The organism is Synechococcus sp. 1G10 (assembly GCF_002252625.1).
In the GTDB taxonomy this organism is placed as follows: Bacteria; Cyanobacteriota; Cyanobacteriia; order PCC-6307; family Cyanobiaceae; genus Regnicoccus_A.
In genome coordinates, this window is sequence record NZ_NQKW01000001.1 from 21521 (window position 1) to 35097 (window position 13577).

Annotated in this window: 14 protein-coding genes and 1 tRNA gene; 5 read left to right on the forward strand and 10 right to left on the reverse strand. The window is 67.2% G+C overall.

Going from position 1 to position 13577, the window contains the following annotated elements; translation table 11 throughout:
* Positions 1-2 precede the first annotated feature (2 nt).
* The gene (locus CJZ82_RS00105) at positions 3-251 is read left to right on the forward strand and encodes an acylphosphatase (RefSeq protein ID WP_233129926.1); all 249 of its coding nucleotides are present in this window, start codon (positions 3-5) and stop codon (positions 249-251) included.
* Between the two features lie 22 nt (positions 252-273).
* Positions 274-960 carry a GAP family protein gene (locus CJZ82_RS00110; RefSeq protein ID WP_094553783.1) on the forward strand — a complete coding sequence of 229 codons (687 nt, stop codon included), beginning with the start codon at positions 274-276 and terminating at the stop codon, positions 958-960.
* Here the strand turns inward: CJZ82_RS00110 and CJZ82_RS00115 are convergent.
* Genes CJZ82_RS00115 through folD form a run of 4 tightly spaced genes read right to left on the reverse strand, consistent with a single transcriptional unit; the run spans position 957 to position 4810 of the window.
* Positions 957-2429: an AAA family ATPase gene (locus CJZ82_RS00115; protein WP_369819994.1), complete on the reverse strand. Its 1473-nt coding sequence runs from the start codon at positions 2427-2429 to the stop codon at positions 957-959. The two genes, CJZ82_RS00110 and CJZ82_RS00115, sit on opposite strands and share 4 nt — an antisense overlap.
* Positions 2411-2956, reverse strand: coding sequence for a divergent PAP2 family protein (locus CJZ82_RS00120; protein WP_094553784.1), 546 nt, complete (start codon positions 2954-2956; stop codon positions 2411-2413). Before CJZ82_RS00120 ends, CJZ82_RS00115 begins: the two co-directional genes overlap by 19 nt.
* The gene (gene crtE, locus CJZ82_RS00125) at positions 2953-3855 is read right to left on the reverse strand and encodes a geranylgeranyl diphosphate synthase CrtE (protein ID WP_198949581.1); all 903 of its coding nucleotides are present in this window, start codon (positions 3853-3855) and stop codon (positions 2953-2955) included. Before crtE ends, CJZ82_RS00120 begins: the two co-directional genes overlap by 4 nt.
* A 52-nt stretch (positions 3856-3907) precedes the next feature.
* Complete coding sequence (gene folD, locus CJZ82_RS00130; RefSeq protein ID WP_094553785.1) at positions 3908-4810, reverse strand: bifunctional methylenetetrahydrofolate dehydrogenase/methenyltetrahydrofolate cyclohydrolase FolD; 903 nt, start codon at positions 4808-4810, stop codon at positions 3908-3910.
* A gap of 75 nt (positions 4811-4885) precedes the next feature.
* Here folD and CJZ82_RS00135 point away from each other — a divergent pair, with 75 nt between their 5' ends.
* The 3 genes from CJZ82_RS00135 (at position 4886) to CJZ82_RS00145 (ending at position 8802) form a co-directional block, all read left to right on the forward strand.
* A complete protein-coding gene (locus CJZ82_RS00135) occupies positions 4886-6979 on the forward strand; it encodes an HDIG domain-containing metalloprotein (RefSeq protein ID WP_094553786.1) in 2094 nt (697 codons plus the stop codon).
* Positions 6980-7082: 103 nt separating this feature from the next.
* Positions 7083-8246, forward strand: a complete 1164-nt coding sequence (locus CJZ82_RS00140; RefSeq protein ID WP_094553787.1) for a sirohydrochlorin chelatase — start codon at positions 7083-7085, stop codon at positions 8244-8246.
* 322 nt (positions 8247-8568) lie between these two features.
* Positions 8569-8802 (forward strand): DUF2811 domain-containing protein, encoded by a 234-nt coding sequence (locus CJZ82_RS00145; protein WP_094553788.1) that lies wholly within the window; start codon positions 8569-8571, stop codon positions 8800-8802.
* Between the two features lie 167 nt (positions 8803-8969).
* Here the strand turns inward: CJZ82_RS00145 and CJZ82_RS00150 are convergent, their stop codons facing one another.
* The 6 genes from CJZ82_RS00150 to CJZ82_RS00175 all read right to left on the reverse strand — a co-directional run bounded on the left by CJZ82_RS00150 (position 8970) and on the right by CJZ82_RS00175 (position 13498).
* Positions 8970-10649, reverse strand: coding sequence for a GMC oxidoreductase (locus tag CJZ82_RS00150; RefSeq protein WP_233129927.1), 1680 nt, complete (start codon positions 10647-10649; stop codon positions 8970-8972).
* Between the two features lie 103 nt (positions 10650-10752).
* Positions 10753-10829 (reverse strand) — tRNA-Met (locus CJZ82_RS00155).
* A gap of 51 nt (positions 10830-10880) precedes the next feature.
* A complete protein-coding gene (locus CJZ82_RS00160; protein ID WP_094553790.1) occupies positions 10881-11864 on the reverse strand; it encodes an asparaginase in 984 nt (327 codons plus the stop codon).
* Between the two features lie 31 nt (positions 11865-11895).
* Entirely contained in the window at positions 11896-12399 is a 504-nt protein-coding gene (locus tag CJZ82_RS00165) for a CGLD27 family protein (RefSeq protein ID WP_094553791.1), read from the reverse strand.
* Between the two features lie 63 nt (positions 12400-12462).
* A complete protein-coding gene (gene rsfS / locus CJZ82_RS00170; protein ID WP_094553792.1) occupies positions 12463-12870 on the reverse strand; it encodes a ribosome silencing factor in 408 nt (135 codons plus the stop codon).
* Complete coding sequence (locus tag CJZ82_RS00175) at positions 12863-13498, reverse strand: DUF3318 domain-containing protein (RefSeq protein ID WP_094553793.1); 636 nt, start codon at positions 13496-13498, stop codon at positions 12863-12865. Before CJZ82_RS00175 ends, rsfS begins: the two co-directional genes overlap by 8 nt.
* Positions 13499-13577 lie beyond the last annotated feature (79 nt).

The window sequence follows — 13577 nt, forward strand, 5'->3', positions numbered from 1 at the left end:
TCGTGAGTGGCCGTGTTCAGGGGGTCGGCTACCGGCAGGCCTTGTGCCAACGTGCGCAGGCCCTTGGCCTGGGGGGTTGGGTGAGGAACCGCTCCGACGGTCGGGTGGAACTGGAGGCGGAAGGATGCAGCCACGACCTCGAGCAGCTCAGGATCTGGTGTGAGTCGGGCCCTGCCGGTGCCCAGGTGAGCAGCGTCAGCGAGTGCATGATTCCGCTCGATGGGCACGATTGGTTTGAGGTGCGTCGTTGAGTCCCGATCTCTCGCCAGCCCCATGACCGATGCCAAGCTCTGGGCCGAGCTGCTGACCTACGGCAGCGTCATCAGCCTCAGTCCGATCCACATCGGCCTGCTGTTGTTGCTGCTGCTCGGGCCCGATCCCCTGCGCCGGGGTGGTCTGTTTCTGCTGAGCTGGATTCTCACCATCGCCACGATGATGGCCTTGCTGCTGTCGGTTGGTCATGGCCTGCTGCTGACCATGGAGCAGGGCAGCGACCACCGCACCGGCCTGGATCTGATCGGCGCCGGGGCTCTGCTGGCCCTCGGGATCAGGGATCTGCTGCCCACCAAGGCCGGCGCAGAAGAACCCGCTGGTTGGATTCGCCAGCTGGATCGCTTCTGCGCCCTGCCGCTGCCGCTGTTGATCGGCGTGAGTGTGGCGATCGAGGTGGTCAGCCCCGACGACCTGGTCCTGCTGGCGAAGGGGGCCTCCGCCCTCCTTTCCGCCGGCCTGGGTCGCGGCCAGGAGGTGCTTTTGGCCGGCCTTTTCTGCCTGGCGGCCAGTCTGCTGCTGCTGTTGCCGTTGCTTGGGGTGGCCCTGGGCCGTAAGCGGGTGCTGCCACTGCTGCAGCGGGGCAAGCAGAGCCTCTACGCCAATGGTGAACTGGTGATGGGCACTATCAGCCTGGCCCTGGCGGCCTATCTGGCCTGGCAGGGCATCGAGGGGCTTCAGCTGGCCTAGGTAGCACTGGGATCTTCAGCAAGAGCCTCCTGCCAGCGGCGGCGATCCGCCGCATCACCGGGACCTCCTGCCAGCCATACGCCGCGCCGTGCCCTGGTCACGGCCACATAAACCAGCTGGCGACGCAGGCGCAGGTCGGACGGCCAGAAGACATCCCCATCGATGAACACCTCTCCGAACCCACTCCCCTGGGAGCGATGCACGGTGAGCACAGCGGCAGGGCCAAGCGAGGCGAAGGCATCACGCACCAGGAAGTAGCGGCGCCAGAGGGAGCGGCCCCTGTCCTGGCCCGCCTCCCGGGCCTGCCGCCGCAAGGACGCCAGCACGGTTTCCAGCTGCTCCCTGGCGGCGGTTCCAACCGGCGGCAGCAGGCGCAGACTCAGGGGGTTCTCCCCGAAGACCACCTCCACCAGCTGGGTGTCGATCACCGGGGCATCCGCTACGCCGAACTCGGCCAGGTCGCAGCGCTCCGGGGTCACATCCCGCACCAACAGCTCCAGGTTCGAGGCCAGCACCATGTCCGGTTCCTCACCCGCTGCGGCCCCCTGGCGGCAGGCCGGCGCCATCACCGCCATGCGGCTGAGCAGCACTTCGCCGGGCAGCACCGGCAGCTGGTCGGCCATGGCGCCATGGATGGCGCGGCGGGCCAGGGGCACCAACCGCTCCAGCGATCGATTGGTGTAGCAGAGAATACGCGCCTCATCGGGATCGTCGCTGGCGGCGGCCCTGCGCAGAGCCGCCTGGGCGGACTCCAGCCAGGCGCTGCGTTCCAGCACCACCACATCCCCCTGGGCCGTCTGTCGTCGGGGCCCCACCGGCGGTAATCGGCAAGGAAGCTGCTCCTGGCGCAGAGCGGTGGCCAGGCGCAACACGGGCCCCTGGTGGCGCACCACTTCGCTGAGATCGGCGCGGCAGGCCCGCTGCAGTGCGAACACCGGGCTGCTCGCTTCCCCCACCGGCGGCAACTGGGCCGGATCCCCCACGAACACCAGGCGGGTGCCGTAGGGATGGGCCCCCTGCAGGCTGAAGCGCAGCAGGCTGCCGTCCACCATCGAGGCCTCATCGATCAGCACCAGCCCCAGGTGCTCCAGGGCCAGGGCGGTCTGATCGGTCTCCTCGCAGACCTCGCGCCCCCCCTGGCGGCGCAGCTTCAACCGCAGCAGGCGGTGCAGGGTGGAGGGGTGCCAGGTGGGCCGCAGTCCCGCCCGCTCCAGATATCCCCGCAACACCCCGACAGCCTTGTGGGTCGGGGCCACCGCGGTCCAGCAGAGACCCCTGGCTTCTGCCGCGGCCAGGAAGACCATTGAGAGGAAGGTCTTGCCGGTGCCGGCATAGCCGCTGAGCACGAATGGCTCATCCCGGGCTGGCCTCGCCAGCCAGGCCGTGAAGGTGTCCACGGCGAGGCTCTGGGAGAGGGTGAGCTCCAGAGGGGCAGCGGCTGCGCTGTCGTTCAGGCCAGGGGCAGCCAACCCCACCCCTGGGCGATCTGCAGCGGGGATCCGGCCAGGGCCAGCCCTGTCAGGGCGATCGCCGGGCCGATCAGGCTGCCGGCCAGCACCTCCAAGCGGGTGTGGCCGAGGCTTTCTTTGAGGGGGTTGAGCGGTGCCGTGGCGGCCGCTGGCTGTGGCCGTGGCTCGGTGGCCCAGAAGGAGGCTGGCAGGGAGTTGAGGCGGGCGGCCTGCAGACCCGCGGCCCGGCGTACACCGCTGGCGTCGTACATCACGATGAAGGCGATGGTGCAGGCGAAGGCGAAGAGGGGATCAGCGAAGCCCAGCTCCCAGCCGATGCCGGCGCAGGCTCCGGTGACCAGGGCCGAGTGGCTGGAGGGCATGCCACCGGTTTCGAACAGCACAGCCGGCCGCCAACGGCCGTGCTCCACCAGTTCCACCAGCAACTTGCCGAGCTGGGCCAGACCACAGGCAATCAGAGCCCAGGCCAGCACTCCGTTGTCGAGCAACTGAATCAGGGGACCAGCCGAGAAGGGAGAACCGATCATCGGTCGCGGCTCGTGATGTAGTCGGCCAGAGCGAGCAGAGGCTGGGCATTGGCCTGCCAGGGCTGGAGGGCAGCCTTTGCCTCCGCCACCAGGGCTTCGGCCCTTTGCCTCGATTCCTCCAGCCCCAGCAGTTTGGGGTAGGTGGTCTTGTCGGCGGTGAGGTCCTTGCCTGCTGTCTTGCCCAGCACTTCGCTGCTGGCGGTCAGATCAAGGATGTCGTCGATGATCTGGAAGGCCAGACCAATGCCCCGGGAATAGGTGCGCAGCCCCTGCAGCAGGGGTTCTGAGGCCCCGGCGATCATGGCCCCGGTGAGCACACAGGCCTGCAGCAGGGCGCCGGTCTTGTGCAGGTGTATGTACTCCAGGGTGTCAAGGTCCACGTCCTTGCCCTCCGATTCCAGGTCGACCACCTGACCGCCCACCAGCCCCGGAGCTCCGGCGGAGAGGGAAAGTTCACCGACCACCTGCAGCAGCCGCTCCGCCGGCACGCCGGGGCTGCGCAGGGCAACCATCTCGAAGGCTCGGGTCAGCAGGGCATCACCGGCTAGGATCGCCTGGGCCTCGCCATAGACCTTGTGGTTGGTGGGACGCCCCCGGCGCAGGTCGTCGTTGTCCATGGCGGGGAGATCGTCGTGGATCAACGACATCGTGTGGATCATCTCCAGCGCCACCGCCGTGGGCAGGGCCAGGGCCACCTCGCCGCCGGCCAGCTCACAGGCCGCCAGACAGAGGATCGGACGCAGGCGCTTGCCACCGCCCAGCAGTGAATAGCGCATCGCCTCCCGGAGCGACTCCGGCCGCTCAGGCCCCAGAGCCGCCTCAAGGGCCAGTTCCACCTGCCCCCGGGCCGACTCCAGGTAGGCGGCGAAATCAAATTCCGTGCTCACCGCCACGGCCATGGATACCAGCGCGCTGGCGGGGATTCTCTCAGGCCACCGGTCCGGCAGTGGCTCAAGGCAGCAGATCCGCCAAAGGATTGTCAGCAGAACCTGGGCCCGGATCACCCCCCTCCGTCCGCCTCCACCAGCTCACCACGGTGTTAACCAGCAGCATCGTCACCGTCATGGGCCCCACACCACCCGGCACGGGTGTGATGGCGCTGGCCAGCGGCTCCACCTCCTCGAAACGGACATCACCGCAGAGGCCCCCATCCAGGCGGTGAATGCCCACATCCACCACCACCGTCCCGGAGCTCACATGCTCTGCGCCCACCAGGCGCGGCCGACCTGCTGCCACCACCAGAATTTCCGCCTGGCGGGTGAGACCGGCCAGGTCGGTGGTGCGGGAATGGGCCACGCTCACGGTGGCATCGGCGGCCTGCAGCATCAGCGCCATCGGCTGACCCACCAGAATGCTGCGGCCCACCACCACTGCCCGGCGGCCGGCGGGATCGATCCCATGGCGGGCCAGCAGGGCCATCACACCCGCCGGTGTGCAGCTGCGCGGGCCCGGCTCTCCCTTGAGCAGCCGGCCGAGGTTGAGGGTGTGCAGTCCATCTGCGTCCTTGGCCGGATCGATCGCCGCCAGCAGGGCTGCTTCCTCCATACCTGCCGGCAGGGGCAGTTGCAGCAGGATTCCATCCACCGCCGGGTCATTGTTGAGTGCCGTGATCGCGGCCAGCAGTTCTGCCGGAGCGATGTCAGAGCCCAGGTGCTTCACCACGCTGTGGATGCCCACCCGGGCACAGGCCTTCGCTTTATTGGCCACGTATACGCCACTGGCGGGATCATCTCCCACCCGCAGCACCGCCAGACCGGGTGCGCGGCCTGCCCGCTCAAGCCTGTCGCTGATGACTGCGCGCAGGCGATTCTCCAGCTCGGACGCCAATTGGCGGCCATCGAGGCGAAGGGCCATCGGTTCATGCTTGCTGTCAGCCCAGCATGCAGTGGAGCGTGCGCAGGCGCCCTGGCTAGCGTTTGACCTCAGGCAATGGTGAAGGTGCTGCGACGGGGTCGCCTCAAGAACATCTGGCGGCAGCTGTTGCGGCAGGAAAGCCCATGCCAGGCCCTCTGCTCCTGGCGCCGGCTGGACTGGGCTGCGATCCTGCTGGCCAGTGCGCTGGTGGCCCTGATCTCCAGCTGGCCCTGGCTGGTGGAGCCGAGCCTGCGGCCGGGCATTCCTGCACCGATCAGCGTCAGTGCGCCCAAGGACGCCACCGTCATCAACAGCGAGGCCCTGGAGCAGCGTCGCTCCCAGCTGGGGACCCGGACCCATGTGCAGGTGGTGGATCTGGAGGCCAACAGGGTGCTGCAGGAGCGGCTGGAGCGCCAGCTGCTGGAGCTTGATCAGGTGTCGCGCAGCAGCCAGACCCGTGTTGGACCCCTAAACCTCAGCTCCCTGGAGCAGACCTGGCTGGTGGGCCGCGACCCGAAGGATCTCAACAGCTGGAAGCTGGCTCTGCGCAAGTCCCAGCAACGCATGCTCAGCCAGGGGATCGTGGGCAACCTCGCCAAGCGCCAGCTGGAGCAGGCTGCCCGCCTTCAGCTTTCGCCGATGGAGGAACCCGGACTGAGCCTGGGTGGGCGCCTGTTGGCCACGAACCTGCAGGGGCGCACCAATCTGCGCACCGACACGCTGATGAGCCAGCAGCTGATCGAGGAGCTGCTCAGCCAGCAAGGCATTCCCCGGATCGTGGTCAAGAAGGGGGATCTGATTGCCCGCCGCGGGGAACCGATCAGTCCCCAGGCCTACGACGTGCTCGATTATTTCGGGATGGTGAACCGCAGGCCGCTGCTCTGGGCCTGGATGGGCTATTCCATCGAAGCCCTGGCCGGCTGCATCGTGATGGTGCTGATCATGCGGAGATGGCGCTGCAGCCTGGAGCCACGCCACGCACTGCTGGCCCTGGCGATGCTGGCTGTGGTGCAGGGTTTCAAGCTCTGGCTGGGAAACGCCGCCAGCCCCCTGGCTCTGCTGGTGCCCCCCACCCTGCTGTTGGCCCAGGCCCTGGGAACACCGGCTGGCCTGGCCTGGCTGGCGGTGGCCAGCCTGATCTGGCCCCAGCCGCTGGATGATTTCAGCGAAATCCGCCTGCTGGTGGCGGCCCTGGTGGCGCTGGCTGGGGCGCTGCTGGCCGGACGCCAGCGCAGCCGGGCTCAGCTTGTGCAGCTGGCGACCCTGCTGCCGGTCGGTGCCCTGGTGCTGCAGTGGCTCGTGCTGCAGAGCGTGGCCCTCTGGCATGGGCGCACCCAGGTGCTTCCCAGCGGCACCGAACTGGCCGCCGAGGCCCTGCTGATGGGGGGGCTGCTGATGGGGGTCCTGCTGCTTGGCCCTCTGGTGGAGAGCTTCTTCGGGCTGCTGACGCGGGCTCGCCTGCTGGAGATGGCCGATCTGGAACGTCCGCTGTTGCGCCGCCTCTCCACCGAGGCCCCGGGTACCTTTGAGCACACCCTGATGATCTGCGGTCTGGCCGAGGAGGGTGCCCGGGCTATCGGTGCCGACGTGGACCTGATCCGCACAGGCTCGCTCTATCACGATGTGGGGAAATTGCATGCGCCCCAGTGGTTCATCGAGAACCAGTCCGAGGGGCCCAACCCCCACGATCAGCTCGATGATCCCTTCGGCAGTGCCAAGGTTCTGCAGGCCCACGTGGATGAGGGCCTCAAGTTGGCGCGGAAGTACCGCCTGCCCCGCCCCCTCGAAGACTTCATTCCCGAGCACCAGGGCACCCTGCGGATGGGCTATTTCTTCCACCAGGCGCGTGAGCGCGATCCCTCCACTCCGGAATCCGCCTTTCGCTACCGCGGCCCCACTCCCCAGAGCCGGGAAACGGCGATCCTGATGCTCGCCGATGGCTGCGAGGCCGCCCTGCGCTCGCTGCCTCCGGGAACGTCGGAGCAGGATGCTGCGGCGATGGTCCGGCGCCTGATCGATGCCCGGCGCCTCGATGGACAGCTCCGAGACAGCGGCATCAGCCGCGGCGAACTTGAGCTGGTGATCCGCGCTTTCGTGAAGGTGTGGCGGCGTATGCGCCACCGCCGCATTCCTTACCCGATTCCGGCGCGCAAGGCCTACAGCGCCTGAGCTGGCGAACAAGCGTCCATATCGCCAAGCATTTCTGCCCTCTGCCTGCGGCCCCTGAACTGCCCCGGGGGGAGCGATAGGGTCCCTCCAGGCAGGACGGCCCATGGTTTTTTCTCCAGCGCAACCCCTGGCGGCCCTTGGCCCCCACGGCAAACTCGGTGTGATGGTCTGCGGCCATGGCAGCCGCAATCGACTTGCCGTGGGCGAGTTCGCTCAGCTGGCCGAGGGGTTGCGCACCCTTCTGCCGGGCGTTCCAGTCGACTACGGCTACCTGGAATTCGCCCGCCCGATCCTGCGGGATGGCCTTGACAATCTGCGCAGCCAAGGCGTGGAGCACGTGCTGGCGGTGCCGGGAATGCTGTTCGCAGCCGGTCATGCCAAGAACGACATCCCCTCGGTGCTCAACACCTATGCGGCCGAAACCGGCCTGCGCATCGATTACGGACGGGAGCTGGGCATCGACCGCAAGATGATCCAGGCTGCGGCCGCCCGGATCTCCGCCTGCCTGGAGCAGGCGGGCCCCTCCGTAGCCCTGCACGACACACTGCTGGTGGTGGTTGGACGCGGTTCATCCGATCCCGATGCCAACTCCAACGTCAGCAAGGTGACGCGGATGCTGGTGGAGGGCATGGGCTTCGGCTGGGGGGAGACCCTGTACTCCGGGGTCACCTTCCCGCTGGTCGAGCCGGGCCTGCGCCATGCGGTCAAGCTGGGCTTCCGTCGCATCGTGGTGTTCCCCTACTTCCTCTTCTCGGGAGTGCTGGTGAGCCGGATCCAGCAGCACAGCCAACGGGTGGCGGCTGATCACCCCGAGATCGAGTTCCTCTCAGCCAGCTACCTGGGGGATCACCCGCTGGTGCTTGACACTTTCCGTGAGCGGGTGGAGGAGGTGATCCGGGGGGACACGCAGATGAACTGTTCCCTGTGCAAGTACCGGGCCCAGGTGCTGGGCTTCGAGAGTGAGGTGGGGGCTCCCCAGCGCAGCCACCACCACCACGTGGAGGGTCTGGTGGAGAGCTGCACTCTCTGCGAGCGGGAGTGCACCGGCGCCTGCCAGCCCGACGGGGTGCCGATTCCCCTGAGTCACGGCCACAGTCATGACCACAGCCACAGCCATGACCACAGCCATGGCCATGAGCACGGCCCAGCAGGTCATGCCCACACCCACGCGCCCTATCCCCAGGCGGACCATCCGCTCGGCCCCCGCAGCCTGGGGGCGGCTGGCTCACCTGTCTCGGTCCCAGCCGAGTCTCAGGAGACACGTTAGGCATCAGCAGGGCTGATGTATCAACGATTTCCCCAGGTCAAGGGGGTTTTCCCCAGGTCGAGAGGGGTTTTTCCACAGGTTTAGGGGTCGAACAGGCCGCCACGGCGTTGGGCCTGGGGATTCCGCTCTTCCCCAGGCCCAGAACTTGACAGTCCTCTCCCAGCCCTTTACGCCCCCCTGCCGGGATCTCGCCAAGGCCTGCCAGGCCGCTCATGGGCTGGCTGTCTCAGGCTTGGGCCAGGTGGATTCGACGCCACCAGGCCGCTTTGACGTCACCCCCCTCCCCGTGTCTTTCTGGGTGCACCCAAGAGGATCCATGCCCATGCATCACGATGGCCGAGAGCCCCTGAGCCGCGCAGACATCAGCCTGGAAGCGGAGATCCCCGAAGACCTCTTCAATGGCATGCACGAGTTCATGCGCAGCCACCCCCATTGGGATCAGTACCGCCTGATCACCTCCGCCCTGGCCGGCTTCCTGTTCCAGAACGGCTGCAGTGATCGCTGCGTCACCCAGCACTACCTGGATGGACTGTTCATGAAGGCCGGCTCAAGTTGAAGTAAGGGCAGGCAGCGGCGAAAAAACGCCAAAAAAAAGCGGAAGCTGCCGCTCCCGCCGTTTCTCCCTTGCCCGACCCGTTGAAAGGTCGCCTGCAGATTGTGCGGCCTGAGATCCAGCCTGGTTGTGGTCATCGACACCAGTTGCAGCCGCTGGTGTGCAGCCGCTCACATCCCGGAGCGCCGCAGCTCCGCCGCCGCTCGCTCGCAGGCCCGCCAGGTGATCGCCATCTCCGTCAGGGTCGGGCTTTGCCAGCCGGCACTTGGCCAACAGGACCCGTCCGTCACCAGCAGGTTCGGCGCTTGCCAGTGGCGGTTCCAGGGATCAAGCACCCCGTCATCCCGACTCGCAGTCATGCGTGCGCCGCCCAGCTCGTGGACGTAGTAACCGGGCGGTGCGGCCGTGGGGGCGAGGGCCACGCTGCGGCGAAGCAGGGGTTCAGCCAAAGGGAACAGGAACAGGTCCTCGAGGGGGTGGATCTCTCCGCCACCGGCTGTCACCACCTGCTGCATCCGCTCCTGCATGTGCGCCACCATGCGCAACTCGTTCTCCCCCCAGTGGCAGTCGATGTGAGCGGCCGGCAGCCCCCAGGCGTCGCTGACGGAAGTACTGAGCGTGAGCCTGTTTCCGGGGTGGGGCAGCACCTCGCCGTGACCGATCAGGAAACCCACCGCCTCGCGGGGGTGGCGCTTGAACGGCGCTGGTGGATCGAAGCGCTGCACCCCCACCCAGAGGCCATAGCCGCGCAGGAAGGGCAGATCACCGCCGTGATCGAGATTCAGTGTGTTGGGAATGAAGGCGCTGCCAGCCCCTGACAGCTCCGCCACCTCAGCTGGTGGCGGCTGATCGGGCAGGGAAAAGAAGCGGCTGCTGGAGATGTGATCCATCAGGTACCGCCCCAGGCAGCCCGAGCCATCAGGCAGTCCCCGGCTCTGGTGCGCTTCGCCGGAGTGAAGCAGGATCCGCACGCTCTCGAGCGTGGAGGCACAGAGCACCACCAGCCGGGCCCGGGCGTGGTGGCGAGCGCCGCTGAGTCGATCGAGAAAAACGACCCCATCTGCGAGCCCGTCCCTGCCGATCTCCACATGGCTCACCACCGCATTGCTGCGCAGGCAGACCCGGCCGATTTCCAGGGCACGGGCCAGGGCACCACCCTGGGAGCAGGAACGGGGCCATGGACTGCTGGCCGTGCGCTGCTGTAGCCGGAAGCCGCGCGAGTGGATCAGGGGCAGGCCCAGCTCGCGGGAGATCGCGCCACCCAGGTGCTCCTCCGCGGGAGTGAACGGCAGGGGAGGCAGGTACTGGCCGTCTGGAAGCTGGGGCAGCCCGTCGCACTGGCCGTGCACCCCGAGCATGCGCTCGAGCCGGTCGTAGTAAGGGTTGAGATCCTCCAAGGCGATCGGCCAGGGGAGGCCATGGCCATCACGCTCGGCCGCCTTGAACTCGTGGTCGGAGAGGCGCAGCGTGATGCCCCCCCAGGTGAGGCTCCTGCCGCCCACCTGCCGTCCGCGGCTCCACAGGAAGGGACGCTGCTCGGGAGTGGTGTACGGGTTCTCGACCTCATCGACATAGAGATCAGGGTTGGCCTTCCAGTACCCCGGATGCTGGCTCTGCAGGTTTTGGCGTCCGCTGCTGAGGTTGGCCAGCCGGCGCAGGCTGTTGCCTGGCTCTCGACCGAAGGCCCTCTCCGGGCTCAGATCGGGGCCCGCCTCCAGCACCAGCACCTCCAGGCCTGCCTGCGCCAACACCATCGCGGCCACACCGCCCGTGGCTCCTGAGCCCACCACCACGGCGTCGTAGGTGAGGGATGGATCGAAGCTTGGAGAAGTGGCAAGGCCAGACGACATCCGATGGCTTCTCAGCCGGCAGCAGGGGGCGACGCTAGGGCAGAGCTTCGTTGGCTCGCCATCAAAAAGCCCGGCCATCTGAAGATGACCGGGCTTTTTGATTTGGTGGCGGGGAGGAGATTTGAACTCCTGACCTTCGGGTTATGAGCCCGACGAGCTACCAGACTGCTCTACCCCGCGGCGCCCAAGTGAGAGTACCACCCCGAGGTGCCCGCCAGCAATCCGATGCCCTCAGGGGTTGGCGGCGTCGAAGCGCAACTCTCCGCTCACTGCCAGTTCGAGTCCCTCCCCGGGCACCAGGAACTGGCGCTTGAGGTCTTCGAGGGTGATCGGGGTGAGCCAGTCGAGCTGCTCGAGCAGGTGCAGAGCCACGGCGTGCTTAGCCCGGCTGGCGCCGTCCTCCACCTTGATCGCCAGACCAAGACCCTCGCCCACCCGGCTGAGGCACTGAATGCCCTCGGCACCACCCTTGCTGATCACCATGCCGTGACCCCGGGCCATCAACTCGGTGTCGAAGCGGCCCTCCCCGGCCACCAGTTCCGGGTGGGCGAGCATCGCCCGGCTGAGCCGTTCCAGATCCGCATGCTCGGAGGAGCCGAGGTGGGCGAACAGCAGGGCCATCTGGGCCAGGGGCAGCTGCAGAGTCGGTGCACCGCAGTCGTCGCGAGCGGTGACCAGCTCGGCCCCTGGCAGCCCCAGCAGCTCCCCGACCCGGCGCAGCATCTGTTGCTGCAGGGGATGGTCCACGTGCAGATAGCTTTCGAGCGGCCAGTGCATACGCCGGCAGGTGGTGAGGAAAGCCGCGTGCTTGCCGGAGCAGTTGTGCTGGAGCGGGCTGTCGGCCCCCACTGGGGTCGGACATTGAAGCTGTTCGGCTTCGATGTCCGCGCTCCAGAGGAGCTTGAACGCCTCGCGGGCGTGGGCGGCGGTGCCGGCATGGGAGGAACAGGCAATCGCCAGTCCGCGGTCGCCACTGCCGGTCTGATCGGCGGCGCCGCTGCTCACGAAGACCATGGCCTGGAACGGCTTCAGCGCCGAGCGCACGAAGCTGAGCTGCTGGGGATCACCGGCGCGCATCAGAACCCTGCCGCGCTTGTCGCAGACAACCGCGTGGACGCGATGGAACGACTCCGCGATGCCGTTGCGCAGCAGGCGCACCTCCAGGGGTGGAACCCCGGGGCGCTGAGGGCTGCCGAAACTGGAAGACAGGGTCATCGGGGAGGGAAAGGGACCGCGGTTGGAGCGTTCAGAGAGCCTGGCAGAGGCCTGAACCCCCAAGGAGCAGCAGAATGGCGAGGCTGAGAGCCTGGCGCAGCCGCACCAGAACGGGCCGCACCTGATGGCGGGCCACCAGCAGATCCTGCTGGCGCCAGGCCAGGGGCTTTTCCCACACCTGGCCGTCGTACCACCCTGATTCCTCGTACTCCACCCGCTCGGAGAGCAAGCGACGGTTCACATAGGACCAGCCCAGCCACTGACGCGTCAGCAACAGCAGGGCCGGCAGCACTGCCGCTACGGCGGCCGTGGCCGCCAGACGCAGGGGCGCATGGCGCAGGGGCCAGCTGCCTGAGCTGATCAAGGCGGTGAGCGGCAGAGCCAGAAGCCAGCTGATCAGCAGGGGCCGCCTCAGACCTGCGTTGGTGAGCGATGGCCAGGCGAAAAACCAGGAGGCGCAAAGCTGGCGGTATTCCTCGAGGGGACGCTGCTCGGGCGGTACCGGGCAGGGACTCTCCGAGCAGGCCTGATCCATGGCAGTCACAGGGAAGTCACCGGAAGGTCTCTGGGCTGCTGTCGAACTGCCCAGTGGGACCATTCATTGGGACAGGGGCTGAGTCGAGCTTAGGAATGGCTCGTGCTCTCCGTGCCCCCAGAAGGATTCCAGGTCGTAGTAGCGGCGCTCCGCTGGGGTGAGCACATGCACGATCAGCTCGCCGTAGTCGAGCAGCACCCAGCGGCCTTCGCTCTGACCTTCCTTGCGCAGGGGCAGGCGACCTGCCTCAAGCTCAAGCCGGTCCTCCACCGAGCGGGCAATGGCCCTCACCTGCACTTCGGAAAGGCCGGAGCAGATCACGAACCAGTCGGCCAGGGAGGAGACCTCCTCAACCCGGATCAGACAGATTTCAACGGCCTTGCGGTCGTCACAGGCCTCTGCAGCAAGCAGGGCAAGCGCCCGGCTGTCTCCGGACGCCAGCACAGTGGGGCTGGGAGCTGATTCAGCCATAAACGTTCTCACTGGTCACTGACTGGCGGCTTCCCTGCTGTTGAGCCATTTCAGCGCGGGCTCGTCCAGCACTCTTGCGCAGGGCCTCGAGGCGGTCTTCGTAAAAGGAGCGACGACGTTTCTTGCGGGTTTGCTCAAGCAGTTCCTTTAGAGCTCCCCCCAGGCTCTTGTAGGCGTTGGGGAGGGTGTAGCCGAAACGGCAGGCCAGGGAAATGGCTCGCTCGTCGGCGGCGATGGCGTCCTGCAGGCGCTTCTCGTTGTTGTTTTTTAGGTAGAGGCGGTAGCCGGCGAAGCCGGAGAGCCCCAGAGCCATCATCAGCAGCAGTCCGTCCTGCACCCAGAGTTCGCCGATGGCGCCGCCCAGGCCGATTGCCAGGGCCGCCATCTCCCAGCCGTCGCGAGGGACGGCGTCGTTCTGGATGCGCCCCACCTCATGCCAGAAGAGCAGGTTGCGGTGATCGAGGGCGAAAGGCTCCCACTTGAGCAGATCGACCTGAACCTCCACCTCGTCGCGACCGATCTCCTCAATCGTGATCAGAGGGGGATCGGCGGAAGCGGCCGCTTCCACGAACACCCAGCTCTGCATCTCCGGAGGGAGGAGCCCCTTCAGGCGCTGGAGTTCGCTCATGGAGCCACTTTCGCTGATCACAAGATGCTCACGTTAGCGAGGACACAGCGCCCCACCGCCAGGCTTCGTGGTGGGGCCG

Bases quoted from the DNA above. Each gene is read 5' to 3' on its own strand.
- CJZ82_RS00110 (WP_094553783.1), top strand. From the start codon at position 274: ATGACCGATGCCAAGCTCTGGGCCGAGCTGCTGACCTACGGCAGCGTC.
- CJZ82_RS00120 (WP_094553784.1), bottom strand. From the start codon at position 2,956: ATGATCGGTTCTCCCTTCTCGGCTGGTCCCCTGATTCAGTTGCTCGAC.
- crtE (WP_198949581.1), bottom strand. From the start codon at position 3,855: ATGGCCGTGGCGGTGAGCACGGAATTTGATTTCGCCGCCTACCTGGAG.
- folD (WP_094553785.1), bottom strand. From the start codon at position 4,810: ATGGCCCTTCGCCTCGATGGCCGCCAATTGGCGTCCGAGCTGGAGAAT.
- CJZ82_RS00135 (WP_094553786.1), top strand. From the start codon at position 4,886: ATGGTGAAGGTGCTGCGACGGGGTCGCCTCAAGAACATCTGGCGGCAG.
- CJZ82_RS00140 (WP_094553787.1), top strand. From the start codon at position 7,083: ATGGTTTTTTCTCCAGCGCAACCCCTGGCGGCCCTTGGCCCCCACGGC.
- CJZ82_RS00145 (WP_094553788.1), top strand. From the start codon at position 8,569: ATGCATCACGATGGCCGAGAGCCCCTGAGCCGCGCAGACATCAGCCTG.
- CJZ82_RS00150 (WP_233129927.1), bottom strand. From the start codon at position 10,649: ATGTCGTCTGGCCTTGCCACTTCTCCAAGCTTCGATCCATCCCTCACC.
- CJZ82_RS00160 (WP_094553790.1), bottom strand. From the start codon at position 11,864: ATGACCCTGTCTTCCAGTTTCGGCAGCCCTCAGCGCCCCGGGGTTCCA.
- CJZ82_RS00165 (WP_094553791.1), bottom strand. From the start codon at position 12,399: ATGGATCAGGCCTGCTCGGAGAGTCCCTGCCCGGTACCGCCCGAGCAG.
- rsfS (WP_094553792.1), bottom strand. From the start codon at position 12,870: ATGGCTGAATCAGCTCCCAGCCCCACTGTGCTGGCGTCCGGAGACAGC.
- CJZ82_RS00175 (WP_094553793.1), bottom strand. From the start codon at position 13,498: ATGAGCGAACTCCAGCGCCTGAAGGGGCTCCTCCCTCCGGAGATGCAG.